Origin of the sequence: Rhizobium album, assembly GCF_003122325.1 — a bacterium.
In the GTDB taxonomy this organism is placed as follows: Bacteria; Pseudomonadota; Alphaproteobacteria; order Rhizobiales; family Rhizobiaceae; genus Metarhizobium; species Metarhizobium album.
In genome coordinates this window covers 1-13,061 of sequence record NZ_QFBC01000024.1, presented here as the reverse complement: position 1 = coordinate 13,061, position 13,061 = coordinate 1, and the positions used below count along the sequence as shown (strand labels likewise).

The following is a 13,061-nucleotide window of genomic DNA, read 5'->3' as shown; positions in this document are numbered from 1 at the left end:
ATCAACTGGCACTCATGCAGCCGAATTTACCCGGCTACCTTCTTCTGGAGCGCTGCCCAGCCGGCAGCGAAGACATGCGTCCGAGATGATCTCCACATATTTTCCGGAATCCGCCGGCTCCTCGTCGAAGGTCGCGGTCCATTCGGCGAAGGTCCGGTTTCCGTCCGTGACCGGAAGCAGCCTTATGCCGGCGATGTAATTCGTCACGGGGAAAGCGGCTTCACGAAACTGTAGGTCAGCGCGTGATCGCTATCGCTGAGCGAAAGAAGCTGCTCGCGCACATGGGCGCCGTCGGTCAGGTAAAACGAGCGGATGCAACCGACATCGCTGCCGCTCAAGCCATCTTCGATCTCGCTTCTGGCGATTGCCGGATGCCAGTTCGGCAGGCCATTGAAATCGCGGACCATCTTCCAGACGGTTTCGATCGGCGCGTCGAGGACTGCACTTGCATAAGCCTTGGCCACATTCTTCTCCTAATGCTGGATGACAAGATTCTTGAATGCCTTCGTCTGGTCGACGAGGGCCTTTTCGACGGGAAGGCGTTCCATGCTGGAGGCGCCGTAGAAGCCGTGGCAGCCCGGGCACCGTTCCAGGATGAAGCGGGCATCCTCCAGCTCAGCGATGGGGCCGCCATGGCACAGGACGATGATATCGGGATTGACGCCATGGGCGGCCGTGGCGTCAGCGCCGTGTCCGCCCCGATCGATCCGCCTGTCGTCAGTTCCATATGGGCGACAACGATATCGGCGCCGGCCTCGGTCATTGCGCGCGCATCCTCGACCGAGAAGACATAAGGCGTGGTCAGCATATCCTTGGCGCGCGCCAGCCGGACGAGATCGACTTCGAGGCCGTAGCCCATGCCGGTTTCCTCCAGATTGGCGCGAAACGTGCCGTCGATCAGGCCGACCGTCGGAAAATTCTGGATGCCGGCAAAGCCGACCGCCTTCAGCTCATCGAGAAAGCGGTCGAAATTGCAAAAGGGATCCGTCCCGTTCACGCCGGCCAGAACCGGCGTGTGCGGTACCGACCGGCAGGACGCGCATCGCCTGCGTAACCATCGCCGTGCCGCCGGAGCCGCCGAGACCGATCATGCCGCCGACATCGCCGCGCGAGAGGATGAATCGTTCGAACGCCAGCCCCATGGCGGAGACCGCGGAACCGCGATCACCGGTAAACACGGCCGCGACGCCGCCTGGATGGAAACCCGCGACGGCCTTCGCATCGATATCCGCATCCCCAGCCGGCGTCGCCGTCGACAGGTCGACAAGCGTTGCCGCCAAGCCCTGCTCCCGGATTAGCCGCGCGACATAGCGCAGTTCGTCCCCCTTCGTATCGAAGGAGCCTGCCACGTAGATTGTCTTGCTCATTCTTTCCTCCTCAAGCATTCCTCAGTTTTTTCGCCGCTCCGCGCAGGCCGAGGCCGATCATGGCGAGCAACGTTATGGCGTAGGGCGCGATGTCGGTGATCTGGTTGGGCAGTCCCTGCCCCTGAAGCCGCAGGCCGACGGCATCGGCAAGGCCGAAACCGAGGCAGGCAAGCGCAATGCCGAACGGATGGGCGCGCCCGAGCATCACGGCGACCACGGCAATCCATCCGCGCCCGGCCGTCATGTTTTCGGCAAACAGCGCCACGGAACCGAGCGCCAGCACGGCCCCGGCCAGCCCGCAGAGACCGCCGGCCAGGATGACGACCGCCGTCTGGTAGCGGCTGACATTCGCCCCCATCGCGGCAGCGGCGGAGGGAACCTCGCCGATGCCGCGCAGGCGCAGGCCCCAGCGTGTGCGGAACAGGTAGACATGGATGGCGATCACCAGCAGCCACGACAGATAGACAAGCGCGTTATGGCCGCCGAGGATCGCGCCGAGCACGGGAATATCGGCAAGCGCTGCAAGGCCGAAGCGCGGCAGGGCGGTGACAGCCGGATCGACCAGCGTGCCGGTGACGCCGAAGAGCGCTCAGCAGATAGGTGGTCAGCCCCGAGGCAAGCAGGTTCAGCCCGATGCCGATGACGATGGGATCGCCACCGAACCGCGCGCCGCCCAGCGCCAGCGGCAAGGCGAAGATCGCCGTGCAGACGACGGCGGCCAGCACGGCCAGCACCGGCGAACCGAAGGCGATGCTGGCGGCAACGGCCACGAAGGCGCCGACCAGCATCTTGCCTTCCAGCGCGATGTTGAACACCCCGGCGCGCTCGCACAGGGCGCCGGCCATGGCAGCAAGCAGCACCGGCATCATCAGATCGAGAACCTGCGAGAGAAGCATGTCGATCATCTCTATCGCCTCCTGAAGAGAATCGGGCGGGCGGAAAGGCAGAGGATGATCAAGGCCTGCAGAACCCAGGTGAGAACGGCGGGCAGACCGAGCGTCCGCTCCATGGCGAAACCGCCCACCTGCAAGGCCGCAAAGAAGACGGAGACGACGACGGTCGCGACCGGGCTCGCCATGGCGAGCACGGCCGCCATCAGCCCCGACCAGGTATAGCCGGGCGCAAGCAGGGCGCCGTCGGTGAAGCGGTATTGCTGGCCGAGGATGAGGAGCGCACCGACGAGGCCGGCGACAGCGCCGCTGAGAGCCCTGTTCATGCTCGATGAAGTGGACCTCCTCGGCTATATGCGCGTACTGGAAGAGGCACGCTACCGTGGCCGCCAGTATGGCATCAGCATGATGCTGATGTACCAGTCGGTCGGCCAACTGGAACGGCATTTCGGGAAGGACGGCGCAGTGTCATGGATCGACGGCTGCGCCTTTGCGAGCTACGCCGCGATCAAGGCGCTCGACACGGCGCGCAATGTCTCGGCGCAATGCGGGGAAATGACCGTCGAGGTGAAGGGCAGCTCGCGCAATATCGGCTGGGATACGAAAAACAGCGCGTCGCGGAAATCGGAGAGCGTCAACTTCCAGCGTCGGCCGCTGATCATGCCGCACGAAATCACGCAGTCGATGCGCAAGGACGAGCAGATCATCATTGTGCAGGGGCATCGCCCGATCCGCTGCGGACGGACGATCTATTTTAGGCGCAAGGAGATGGATGCCGCAGCTGAGGTCAATCGGTTCGTCAAAGTGGGCAGGCCGTAATGGCGCTGCAGGGATCAGCGCCAATCGGTACGGCGATACCGGCGTGGTCTTCCGTGCCAGGCGGCGCAATCCAGTCGACAAATTTCGAATAGCCCATGGAGACGCTGACGAAGCCTGCGGCCATCAGGAGGAAAACCCAGAACGGCGTCCCGTTGGCAGCCTCGGGCTTTACGAAGGCGACGAACGCCACCAGCGGCATGATGAGGCCGCCGAGCATCAGCACGTTGACGACCGGGCGAAACAGGCAAAGCAGCGAATAGGCGAGGTGCCAAATAAGATGGAGGATGCCCCCGAGGATGCCTAGCACGAGGGCAGGGAGCGCGCGGGCGATATGCCGGATCAGCCGCCAAAGCGGGTTCCGCTTATCGGGCCGTCCGTTCACTTCGACAGTGGCTTTGTCTTCGCTCATCGCGACAACACCCTTGTTCTGTAGGAATGCGCCGTCGACCGCCAGTCGGCACGTACTCTCGGATTTCAGTGAGTTTAGTCTTGGGGAATTGGGGTGGCAAGCGACGATCGGTTGGGTGATCGTCATTTCCAGAAGCGGAGAACCAATAGTATCGTCGCTGCAGGGGCCACGCCTATGCGACGCAGAAGGCCAGCGTGAACGCCTCTCTGAGGAGCGCGAGCCCCCTTGCGGCGACGCGGCCGGTCGATCCGGTCGTTTCGCCCCGCGAGAGTGAGCGTCACCGAAGGACGAGACGGCAACGCCGGCTCGGGGAGCGCCGGAACGGCGCGAGTAGGGAGCGGTCGGATGAAGGCCGGCTCGCCCAATTCACCCGTTATCCCAAGCCGCCAACCATCACGAAGATGAATCGGAGCATCGTATCGCCAACGGTCTGGAGAACAGGGGCATCCTCGGCGTCACCGGCTATCGCAATCCGACACCACCCAGGGATGGGATGATGCGCAAATCGAAATTCGCCTTCGAGACCGGGGCGGACACCGAGACTGGCGGCTATCGCTGCCCGCAAGGCCAATTGCTGACCTATGCCACCACGGACCGCAACGGTTACAGGCATTACACGTCCGACCCGGGGATCTGCCGCGACTGCCCGCTTCTGGCGTCCTGCACATCGATCGGCAAGGCGACGCGCTTCGGCCGGACGGATGCGCTCGTTACCCAGCCGATCGTCGTATCGTGGATCTCTGCATGGCATGTCTCCGCCTTGCGCGTCACGAAGGACGCGCGCCAGTGGCGACAAGCTCTGCCTCGCCGGAATTGATGGCGCGGCGGCGGCGACAACGGCATTCATGCCCGAGCCGCAAAGCCGGTTAATTGTCGTGCCGAACACCGACCAGAAGACCCGCGAGGAGCGAGGGCAAAATCGCGACATTGCGATTGTTCTCGTCCGCCTGGTTGGCGCAGCCGAAGATCACCTCGCCAACCGCTTCCTAGACGATGCCCGCGTTCCTCGCCATCAGGGCTTTCAGTGGGATGGCACCGAAATCGCCGGGGCGGACGGAGGACTCCGCGGAAGGCTCGTCGAAGTTGCATCGTATGAACTGGGGGCCCTTTCCTGAAACTCTCCGCCCCTGCCCACGCTGTTCTCATTGATCGCTGATCACTTTGGTCAGTTCAGTGTCGATCTCCAACGATCTTTTTCGCGCAGCCGAGACCGTTGCGTGAATCAGTGGAGACAACCCGTTTTCCGTATTCATCAATTCGGCGAGGCCCGCGGCAGTGGTCCCGTTTGGGCTCGTTACCTGCATCCGCAGTTCCGATGGGGTAGTGCTGCTTTGCGCCGCAATCGTCGCTGCACCTAGAACGGTTTGCTTGGCGACTTGGAGCGCAATATCGGGCGAAAGTCCATTCGCTTCGGCGGCGCCAGCAAGCGCCTCGATGAAGTGAAACACATAAGCCGGGCCGGATCCCGCGACAGCAGTGAAACAGTCCATCAGCGCTTCGTCCGCGATGATTTCCACTATTCCGAGGGACGACAGAAGCAGAAGCGCACTATCGGCCTGGTTGGGGGTTACCAGGTCGTTAAGAAAGCAGGCAATCACGCCCAGCCCTGTGGACACCGGCGTGTTCGGCATGCAACGGACAATTGCGATAGCATTGCCGGTATAGTTTTGAAGTGTTCTAACGTTTACCCCTGCGGCAATCGAAACGATGAAGCCGCCGGGCTTCAGGAAGGACGCGTAAAGCCGCGCGACGTCGCCGGCGATCTGCGGTTTGGTAGCAAGCACCACCGCGTCCACGCGCAGATTGTCAGGTAAGTCCTCGTAGGCAGCAAACACCACGGCGCCGTGCGCGCGAGCCCTGTCGCGCAAGGCCTCAGTTAGTTCGACGACCGAAAACCTATGTTGCGTAAATTCGGTCCATCGCTTCAGCAGGGCAAACCCCATATTCCCTGCGCCGATCAATAGGATGTCCATGCCCTGCTCCTCAAATTCTGTCAAATGGGTGGGAAAAGCGTCCCAGCGCGGGTGCAAGCGCGATTCCGACGAGGGGCCGTGTCAGATTAACAATGTCTAAACACTATATGATTCCGCGCTTGACGATCATATTTAGCGAATATTCCACATGCTCTCTCGCCACATCACCAGCTCGTTCAGGATCGCGGGCTAGGATCGCGTCGATCAAAGCAGCGTGCTGTTCCGAGGATGTAGCCATGTGCTCGGTGCTGTATAGGGCCTCGACAGAATAGTTGAACGCATAGAGCCGATTGGCGACGATCAGGCCGGCGAGGCGGGGATTGTTAGCTGCCCCAATGATGAGATCGTGGAACTGTTCGTTAGCCCGTATTCTCTCTAACCCGATCAGTGAGACGGCGGTCGCCATCGGGCGCGCGCCTTCCAGTGCGTCGAGCTGTTCCTTAGTTGCACGCGTGGCCGCCAATCGCGCTGCGTAGCTTTCCAAGGCGGCCCTAATTTCGTAGATTTGGATGATCTCCCCACGGGTGTGTTCATACACGAACCAGCGCCGCCGCCGGGATACGATTAGACCTTCCGAAGCGAGGATCTGCATGCTTTCCCTAACTGGCGTCCGGCTGACATTGAGGCGTTCGGCAATTTCCGCCTCGACCAGCGCCTGGTTGGGGCGCAGAATACCGTGTAGGATTTCCCCGCGCAGTGTCTGGTAGACATCATTGGACAGATGGGAGGAACTGCCTTCGCTGAAAGCAGAGCTTGCCTCCTTGTCGGAAAAGTCAGATAGCCGGCCCTCGCTGTAGTGTGCATTGGCGACTTTTCGCTGGATCATGATCGCCTTCCCTCGTGCATTAAAACTGTGTCTTGGTGAATTTTCCAAGCAGTAGCGACATCGTTCGCCCGATGGCAAGCGACAAAGTGGTTGTCTGCGATGGATCGATTCTCGGGCGTCACCTGCGCGCAAATAGCTTCAGCATAGCCGCAACGTGTCCGATAGCGACAGCCGATCTCCGTGCGAGAATCGGCATCGACGTTGGGGGCGGTCTGGCTGAGCCGGATTTTCGCGCCTGGCGCTGCAGACAAGAGAGATTGCGTGAAGGGATGCGAAGGGGCAGCGATTAGCCGCTTCGCTTCGCCCACCTCAACGAGCCCACCTTGATAGAGGACCGCAATGCGATCGGCGATGTAACGGGCTGCCGCGAGGTTGTGGGTGATAAAGATATATGTGAGGTTCAATTCTTTACGCAGGTCCTCGAACAGCGTCAGAATCTGCGCTTGAATCGACACATCGAGTGCCGAAATCGGCTCGTCAGCGACGACGACTTCAGGCTGCATAATAAGTGCACGTGCAATGCCGATACGCTGGCGTTGCCCCCCTGAGAATTCGTGCGGATACTTGCCGAGGGCGGAACCCGGAATCCCGACCAGATCGAGATAACGTCGCACGAGGCGATTTAAGTCTCCCCGCGGCACTAGTCTGTGAGCGCTCGGCCCTTCGGCGACGATGTCGCGTATAGTCATGCGCGGATCGAGCGAATCTGCCATATCTTGGAAAACCATCTGCACCTTACGGTGATAAGCGCGCCTTTCTCGCCGACCGAAATCGGTAAGACTTCGGTCGTGGAATTCCACTACCCCGCTTGTTGGGCTTAGCAGGCCGACCAAAATGCGGCCAAGCGTGGATTTCCCACTACCCGATTCGCCAAGTAGCGCTAGTGTTTCGCCGCGTCGCAATACGAGGTCTATGCTGTCGAGCACCCTGACGAATCCAGCCTTTCGTCGAAAGGCACCGGTTTCTACAGGATAGTCGAGGCAGACATTATTAGCCCGAAGCACTACCGGTGGATGGTCGTGGGTAGGGTTCGGTTCAAGCACCAAAGTCATCGTTGCAATCCCCCCTGCGAACGCGGCTGCGCCTCATCGTAGAGCCAACAGGCGACTTCGGCGCCGGCGTCACCAGCGAATGTTGGTGGATATTCGTCCAGGCACCGCCCGGTGACAAATTCGCAGCGGCTGGCGAACCGGCACCCCTTCGGCCATGATCGCGCATCCGGCACGCTACCCGGGATCGGCCTCAGTGTCGCTTCGGTATCAAGCGTCGGCATGGAGGCTAATAGCGCACGGGTATAGGGATGGCGTGGCCGCTGCAGCACTTCCGGGACTGGTCCACGTTCCACGATGCGGCCGGCGTACATCACCGCAACATCGTCGCAGGTTTCCTCCACCACGCCGAGATCGTGGGTGATGAGCAGTATGGCCACGCGCAGCCGTTTGCGCAGTTCGGCGAGAATAGTCAGAATCTGCGACTGCACGGTTACATCGAGTGCGGTGGTCGGCTCATCGGCCAAAAGCACGGCCGGGTCACAGGCCAAGGCGATGGCGATCATCACCCGCTGGCGCATACCGCCGGAAAGCTGGTGCGGATAGTCGTCCGCCCGCCGTGCGGCATCCTTGATTCCGACGAGGTCGAGAAGCTCAATGGCGCGCTTCTTCGCCTGCGCCTTGGTCATGCCGAGATGCAGGATGAGCGGTTCGCCGACCTGCCAGCCAACGGTGTGGACCGGGTTGAGGGCGGTCATCGGCTCCTGGAATACCATGGCGATGCGGCTGCCGCGTAGGCCCGCCAGTTGCTTGCGGGAAAGATTGCCGATGTCCCGACCCTCAAGGCGGATCACAGACCCCTCCTCGATCCTGACCGGCTCGTCGATTAGACCCATTATAGAGAAGGCGGTCAGGCTCTTGCCGCTGCCCGATTCGCCCACCAGCCCCAGCGCCCGCCCGGCTTTCAGCTTGAGATCGACTCCATCAACGGCGCGTACCAAGCCGCGCCGCGTATGAATGTACGTTCGCAAATTGCAACATTCGAGGACGGTTTCTTGCTCAAAGCTAGCGGTAGTCTGCATCTTCTTCCCTTGCCGTTGCGGAAACGGTCGATCGCGTTACTGTTCAATCACGATCATGTCGCGGCGAACCCGAGAATCCACCTCGCAACCCGTATCCGTGACGATCACCGTGTTGCAATGGCGGAAAGCACCTAGCCCGAAGACGCCGAGCATTGGCTCGATGCTGAAGGCCATACCGGGTTCTATTTCCAAATCGTTATAGAGACGGACGTCCAGCGGCAGCGCGCGATGGCCACCTTCGTAGGAGACGATACCGCGACCCATACCCGAGCCGAATTGCGATGGCTCGTAACCGTTCTTCTCCAGGATCTTTTTCGTCAACACATCGATCTCCGACATGCGCACACCGGGCTTGATAGCGTCGAACGCCGCCTCGTTGGCCTCGATCATGATGTCGAAAGCCCGCTTCACCTCGGCGGAGGGCGCGCCGACGGAAACCGTACGCTCTACGTTGCCCCAGTAACCCCACAGAAAACAATCGAAGATAGAATCGAGGATCATGCCCGGCTTCGCTGTCATGAAACGGTTCCAGGTGCACCATTCGCTGCTGCCGGCGCGTCTCGTTGCGTCGATGATGCCGGATGAGGTGTGGAGATAGAACGGCTTGTCTGAATGATGGTTGAGTATATGCGCAACCATGGCGGAACGGCACATTTCGTTGATTTCCGCCCCAGACATGCCGATCCGCAGGTTGTCGATGAGGCATTGTTGACCGACATCCGTCACCTCATCGGCCGCCGCAGCATACGCCGCCGACAACAGTTCCCCGACGAACAGGCGCCAGGCCATCGGCATCCTCAGCGCCGGCCTTGGCCTTGGCGGTATTATCGGGCCGGGCATTTCAGGGTATGTCTCCGACATTTCGCTCACGGCCCCGATCTGGCTGTCATTGATCCTTTCGGCAACCAGCGTCGTCATCACCACGTTTTGGGTGAAGGGCGCGAACGCGCCCGGCCAACTCGACGGCGTGGCTAAAAGTGTCGATATGCACGAAAGAGTGTCGTTCAGGTCGATCATCGCAGCGCCGGCCATCCGCGTGCTCATCATCGTCCTTCTCTGCCACTATTTTTCCTATGGCCTGTTCACCTCCGTAAGGACGATCCCGAAGCGATTGAGTCCCGAACCAAGCCGTTCGCGCGGCGGCCGGTCGACGATGGCGGAGCCACGCCATAGCGCCTCAGAGGCTGGTCCGGCCGTATAGCTGGTCGCTCGGTGCCGCCACCATCCATCTTCGAGAACACGATGCAGTACGCCATCCTGCGGGAAGAGTGAGGCACAGGAGCGCCGTATGTCGGCGCCCCTTGACGGTGAAAGGGCCACCGCAGTCACCCTGGTGGTCAGAATGTTGGCAAGTGCTGCAAGAAGACCGTACCCGGCCGGAAGCAGCAACTGATATGGGTCGGGAACCGTAAATCCGCCTATGCTCAGAGCTCCGCAGATAACGACACCGCCGCGAAGACCCGCGCCGACCGGAGACACCTTCTTTTCCCTGGAGCGCGCCAATAAAGGCCGACTGAATTGACGGAATTACCCCGGCGATCAATTTTACGCTGGCGTTGCTGAGCAGACGCCTTGTGTTGTTCTGTCTGCCATAAGTCGCGTTTCATCCTGGTTAGAGCCGGGGCAAGCCATGCCGCCCCGACCCGTGGGCGCTGCCGTCACATCGGATCGGTCAAGGCCCCCAGCTTGTCCGTCAGCTTCATGTTTTCTGAATAATCGACCGGGCAGCAGATGATGGACACGCCGTCCTCGGCCAGCGCCTTTTCCAGGGTGGGAAGCAGGTCGCCGGCGTTCTCGATCCGGTAGCCCTTCGCCCCGAAGCTCTCGGCATATTTCACGAAGTCGGGATTGCCGAAGTCCACGTCGCGATGGTGGCCGAGTTCAAGGTCCATCTTCCACTTGATCAGGCCATAGGCCTCGTCTTCCCAGATCAGCACCTTCAGCGGGATCTTTTCGCGCACCGCCGTTTCGATTTCCTGCGAATTCATCATGAAACTGCCGTCGCCCATCGCGGCCCGCACCTTTCGATCGGGCCTGGCCAGTTTGGCCGCGATGGCGCCCGGCAGCGAAAACGTCATGGTGGACAGGCCCCGTTCGAGATGATGCAGGTCAGCGGTGCCCGGGCAGGATAAAGCCGCGCCATCCACATCTTGATCGCGCCGGTATCGGCCAACACGATATCCTCGTCAAGCCCTTGGCGCACAGGCCGCCGCGCCTGGCATAGCGCTCCGCCTCGGTAACGCGTCCGCGCATATAGAGGAGCCATGCCTTGTAGCCCGCCAGGTCTGGATGGCTGAGCACGGTGGCGTCGCCGAGCTGATCCAGCCAGGCCAGAAGCTGCGCGAACGCACCCGCCGACAGCGCGCCATCGACATGGCGGCGCAGGAGAGCGACCGCCATTCCGGGATCGTCCGCGGCGACGGCATGGCGGATCGCCAGTGTCGGATCGCCCTGCGCGGCAAACCAGGCTGCCGCACGACGGTTCAGAACGACCCGCTCGGCGGGCGCCAGCCGGCACAGCAGGAATTCGCGGAAGAGATCATGATAGCGGAACCAGTCTCCGCGCGCGTCGAGCCCGTTGAGGAAAAGATCACCCCCGCCGGACCCGATCCGGCAGCGCCGCGCTGTCGGTCCGATCGCACAGCGCGTCGCACAAGGGGGCAGATAGCCGTTCCAGCACCGAGGTGGCGATCAGGAAGTCCCCGTATCTCCGGCGGTTGACTGTCCAGAACCTCGGCCGCGAGATAACCGGTGAAGAAGTGATGCCGGCCGTCCAGTTCCGCGAAGTCGGCGCTGTGGGTCGCGTTGTCTCCCCTTTGCAGCCAGAGCGCCGCCATTTGCAGCCCGGCAATCCAGCCGCCGATCCGGGACTCCAACTGGCGCGCCTGGTCCGGATCGATCGGCGCGGCCATGGTGCGGGTCAGGAACTGTTCGGCTTCAGGCGGGCTGAAGCGCAGGTCTGTCGCGTCGATTTCCGTTAGCCGCCCGTCCGCCCGCCAGCGCCCAACGGCAGATCCGGTTCGGTCCGCGAGGTCATGATGACATCGACATTGGCTGGCAGGTGATCCAGCGCATAACTCAACAGGCGCGACGTCGCGGGGCTGCCGGCGCGGTGCAGGTCCTCGAGAACCAGCGCCCAGCTGTCGGCCGTGTCGCCCAGATCGTTAAGCAGCCGCGCCATCACGGCGCGGGGATCGACCGTCGCCGGTTGCGCCAGCGCCAGCGCCGCCGCCTCGGCCCGGCCGGCATCGTTGGAGCGCAGGGCGGCCACCAGGTGGCTGACCAGGGCGAGGGGTTCGAGGTCGTCTTCTTCCAGCGCCAGCCAGACCGGATACCGCTGGGGCGGCTCGCCGCTCAACCAGCCCCTGAGCGCGGTGGTTTTGCCAAAGCCTGCCGGCGCGACCAGAAGCGTGATCTGGCGGCGCGCGTCCAGCATCCGCGAAAGTCGCGGGCGCGGTTGATGGTATGCCGGTGGCGCGGGCAGGCCAAGTCGCGTGCTGGCCAGGACGGTGTCGTTTCGCCCGGCCCCGGTGGATTTCGGCATGCCATCCCCTCTGTCCGTCGCGGCCAGCTTTTCACAACGCCCTAACTTTGGATAGGGGCAATTTTTGCCGTCCGCGCCGACATTGAATGCATTGCCGCGCCGACCGCGCATCCCGTCGATCAACCGGTGCCCGGCCCGGAGGGAGACCTGCCGCCCGACTGGATGGATCATATTCACCAGTAAAACAACAAATCCCGTCGGGAATGCCAGATGGTTTCAGACGGGCAGGCTCCGGACCGGTGCCGGCATTCAGGCCATTTCCGCCGAGCCGATGATCCTGGTTCCCATCCGGTCCCCGAGGGCGGCGTCGAGAAGAACCTTCGCGATTCTGGCAGCAGGATTGATCCGCCATGCCCTGGGCAGGACCGGCCCCAGCCGTTTCAGGACGAGCAGCGCGAGGTGTTCGCCGGCGCGTCGTTCCGTTCTGTCGCCGCCGATCAGCCCGGGTCGCAGGATCGTCAGCGACGGGAAGGCGAGCGCCGTCAGATCGGCTTCCGTCTCACCCTTCACGCGTGAATAGAAAACGGGCGAGTTTCGGTTCGCGCCCTTGGCGGAGACGACGGCAAAGCGCGGGGTTCCATGCGCTCTGGCGAGCCGGGCGACGGCAAGCGGATAGTCATGATCGACCTCGCGAAACGCCTCTCGCGAACCCGCCTTGCCGATCGTCGTTCCGAGGGTGCAGATGGCTGCGTCAGCCTTCCACCAGTCGGCCTCTTGCGGCAGGTCGTCGAAACGGACGATCGGTGCGACCAGTTTGCGATGACTGGTACTGAGAGGACGGCGTGAGGGGGCAATCACGGTTTCGACCCGCGGATCTTCGAGGGCTTGCGTCAAGACCTGGTGGCCGACGAGACCGGTTGCGCCGATCAGCAGAAGTTTCATGTCAAGCCTCCGAAGCTTTCCGGTCCCAGATTTCGTTCTGCTCCTTGCGAACCATGTCCGCCGCGCTCGCAGGGCGGACAGTGCGGTAGGCCGGGTTAACGGCTTCGATAACCTCGATCATCGCTTCGATCATGTCATCGGGATCGTGCTGGCGGTCGAGTTCGCGCACCGGCCAATGCGCGATCACGCGCTCGCCCTGGCCCCACCATTGGTCCATGCTCTCCATGCCGGTGTCGTTGAAACCGGTGCGGAAGGCGCCGGGATTGACGGTCACCACCTC

At 62.1% G+C, this 13,061-nt stretch carries 17 protein-coding genes and 6 pseudogenes; 4 read left to right on the top strand and 19 right to left on the bottom strand.

Annotation, left to right across the window (positions count from 1 at the left end; all coding sequences use genetic code 11):
- Nucleotides 1-203: 203 nt before the first annotated feature.
- The 5 genes and pseudogenes from DEM27_RS34460 to DEM27_RS30460 all read right to left on the bottom strand — a co-directional run bounded on the left by DEM27_RS34460 (nucleotide 204) and on the right by DEM27_RS30460 (nucleotide 2,583).
- Entirely contained in the window at nucleotides 204-464 is a 261-nt protein-coding gene (locus tag DEM27_RS34460) for an SRPBCC family protein (protein ID WP_205908988.1), read from the bottom strand.
- Nucleotides 465-473: 9 nt separating this feature from the next.
- Nucleotides 474-1,367: pseudogene (locus DEM27_RS35030) on the bottom strand (phosphoenolpyruvate hydrolase family protein).
- Between the two features lie 10 nt (nucleotides 1,368-1,377).
- Nucleotides 1,378-1,869, bottom strand: a complete 492-nt coding sequence (locus tag DEM27_RS35025; protein ID WP_205908987.1) for an ABC transporter permease — start codon at nucleotides 1,867-1,869, stop codon at nucleotides 1,378-1,380.
- On the bottom strand, nucleotides 1,841-2,272 hold the full coding sequence (locus DEM27_RS35020; protein WP_205908986.1) for an ABC transporter permease subunit: 432 nt from the start codon (nucleotides 2,270-2,272) through the stop codon (nucleotides 1,841-1,843). The genes DEM27_RS35025 and DEM27_RS35020 overlap by 29 nt, the downstream gene beginning before the upstream one ends.
- Before the next feature lie 2 nt (nucleotides 2,273-2,274).
- Nucleotides 2,275-2,583, bottom strand: coding sequence for an ABC transporter permease (locus tag DEM27_RS30460; RefSeq protein ID WP_109462012.1), 309 nt, complete (start codon nucleotides 2,581-2,583; stop codon nucleotides 2,275-2,277).
- Between DEM27_RS30460 and DEM27_RS30455 the strand changes: the two are divergent.
- Nucleotides 2,570-3,076, top strand: a pseudogene (locus DEM27_RS30455) (type IV secretory system conjugative DNA transfer family protein); the annotation flags it as partial. The gene DEM27_RS30460 and the pseudogene DEM27_RS30455 sit on opposite strands and share 14 nt — an antisense overlap.
- Here the strand turns inward: DEM27_RS30455 and DEM27_RS30450 are convergent.
- On the bottom strand, nucleotides 3,057-3,485 hold the full coding sequence (locus tag DEM27_RS30450) for a hypothetical protein (protein ID WP_109462011.1): 429 nt from the start codon (nucleotides 3,483-3,485) through the stop codon (nucleotides 3,057-3,059). The pseudogene DEM27_RS30455 and the gene DEM27_RS30450 sit on opposite strands and share 20 nt — an antisense overlap.
- 418 nt (nucleotides 3,486-3,903) lie before the next feature.
- Between DEM27_RS30450 and DEM27_RS30445 the strand changes: the two are divergent.
- Nucleotides 3,904-4,173 (top strand): annotated as a pseudogene (locus DEM27_RS30445) (IS5/IS1182 family transposase); the annotation flags it as partial.
- 26 nt (nucleotides 4,174-4,199) lie between these two features.
- Here DEM27_RS30445 and DEM27_RS34815 read toward each other — a convergent pair.
- The 6 genes and pseudogenes from DEM27_RS34815 to DEM27_RS34810 form a co-directional block, all read right to left on the bottom strand.
- A pseudogene (locus DEM27_RS34815) lies at nucleotides 4,200-4,579 on the bottom strand (thiolase family protein); the annotation flags it as partial.
- A gap of 48 nt (nucleotides 4,580-4,627) precedes the next feature.
- Nucleotides 4,628-5,458, bottom strand: coding sequence for a pyrroline-5-carboxylate reductase (gene proC / locus DEM27_RS30435; protein ID WP_109462010.1), 831 nt, complete (start codon nucleotides 5,456-5,458; stop codon nucleotides 4,628-4,630).
- 103 nt (nucleotides 5,459-5,561) lie between these two features.
- A complete protein-coding gene (locus tag DEM27_RS30430; protein ID WP_109462009.1) occupies nucleotides 5,562-6,284 on the bottom strand; it encodes a GntR family transcriptional regulator in 723 nt (240 codons plus the stop codon).
- On the bottom strand, nucleotides 6,281-7,336 hold the full coding sequence (locus tag DEM27_RS30425; protein WP_109462008.1) for an ABC transporter ATP-binding protein: 1,056 nt from the start codon (nucleotides 7,334-7,336) through the stop codon (nucleotides 6,281-6,283). Before DEM27_RS30425 ends, DEM27_RS30430 begins: the two co-directional genes overlap by 4 nt.
- Complete coding sequence (locus tag DEM27_RS30420) at nucleotides 7,333-8,355, bottom strand: ABC transporter ATP-binding protein (RefSeq protein ID WP_109462007.1); 1,023 nt, start codon at nucleotides 8,353-8,355, stop codon at nucleotides 7,333-7,335. Before DEM27_RS30420 ends, DEM27_RS30425 begins: the two co-directional genes overlap by 4 nt.
- 36 nt (nucleotides 8,356-8,391) lie before the next feature.
- Nucleotides 8,392-9,033 (bottom strand): M24 family metallopeptidase, encoded by a 642-nt coding sequence (locus tag DEM27_RS34810; protein ID WP_245446235.1) that lies wholly within the window; start codon nucleotides 9,031-9,033, stop codon nucleotides 8,392-8,394.
- Between the two features lie 100 nt (nucleotides 9,034-9,133).
- Between DEM27_RS34810 and DEM27_RS30410 the strand changes: the two are divergent.
- Nucleotides 9,134-9,556: pseudogene (locus DEM27_RS30410) on the top strand (MFS transporter); the annotation flags it as partial.
- 457 nt (nucleotides 9,557-10,013) lie between these two features.
- On the opposite strand, the gene DEM27_RS30405 reads toward DEM27_RS30410, so the two are convergent.
- The 4 genes and pseudogenes from DEM27_RS30405 to DEM27_RS35365 all read right to left on the bottom strand — a co-directional run bounded on the left by DEM27_RS30405 (nucleotide 10,014) and on the right by DEM27_RS35365 (nucleotide 11,035).
- On the bottom strand, nucleotides 10,014-10,502 hold the full coding sequence (locus DEM27_RS30405; RefSeq protein WP_280954544.1) for a thiamine pyrophosphate-dependent enzyme: 489 nt from the start codon (nucleotides 10,500-10,502) through the stop codon (nucleotides 10,014-10,016).
- Nucleotides 10,465-10,755 carry a hypothetical protein gene (locus DEM27_RS33745; protein WP_128755601.1) on the bottom strand — a complete coding sequence of 97 codons (291 nt, stop codon included), beginning with the start codon at nucleotides 10,753-10,755 and terminating at the stop codon, nucleotides 10,465-10,467. Before DEM27_RS33745 ends, DEM27_RS30405 begins: the two co-directional genes overlap by 38 nt.
- A 144-nt stretch (nucleotides 10,756-10,899) precedes the next feature.
- Nucleotides 10,900-10,965: pseudogene (locus DEM27_RS35370) on the bottom strand (hypothetical protein); the annotation flags it as partial.
- The gene (locus tag DEM27_RS35365; protein ID WP_474176028.1) at nucleotides 10,946-11,035 is read right to left on the bottom strand and encodes a hypothetical protein; all 90 of its coding nucleotides are present in this window, start codon (nucleotides 11,033-11,035) and stop codon (nucleotides 10,946-10,948) included. The gene DEM27_RS35365 and the pseudogene DEM27_RS35370, both read right to left, overlap by 20 nt.
- A 4-nt stretch (nucleotides 11,036-11,039) precedes the next feature.
- On the opposite strand from DEM27_RS35365, the gene DEM27_RS35360 reads away from it, so the two are divergent.
- Nucleotides 11,040-11,336, top strand: coding sequence for a hypothetical protein (locus tag DEM27_RS35360; protein WP_474176027.1), 297 nt, complete (start codon nucleotides 11,040-11,042; stop codon nucleotides 11,334-11,336).
- On the opposite strand, the gene DEM27_RS30390 is transcribed toward DEM27_RS35360, so the two are convergent.
- The 3 genes from DEM27_RS30390 to DEM27_RS30380 form a co-directional block, all read right to left on the bottom strand.
- Entirely contained in the window at nucleotides 11,333-11,899 is a 567-nt protein-coding gene (locus tag DEM27_RS30390; protein WP_109462003.1) for a hypothetical protein, read from the bottom strand. The two genes, DEM27_RS35360 and DEM27_RS30390, sit on opposite strands and share 4 nt — an antisense overlap.
- Before the next feature lie 249 nt (nucleotides 11,900-12,148).
- Nucleotides 12,149-12,781, bottom strand: a complete 633-nt coding sequence (locus DEM27_RS30385; RefSeq protein ID WP_109462002.1) for a Rossmann-fold NAD(P)-binding domain-containing protein — start codon at nucleotides 12,779-12,781, stop codon at nucleotides 12,149-12,151.
- A 1-nt stretch (nucleotide 12,782) separates the two neighbouring features.
- Nucleotides 12,783-13,061 (bottom strand): hypothetical protein (locus DEM27_RS30380; RefSeq protein ID WP_205908984.1); only part of this gene is annotated, 279 nt, incomplete at its 5' end.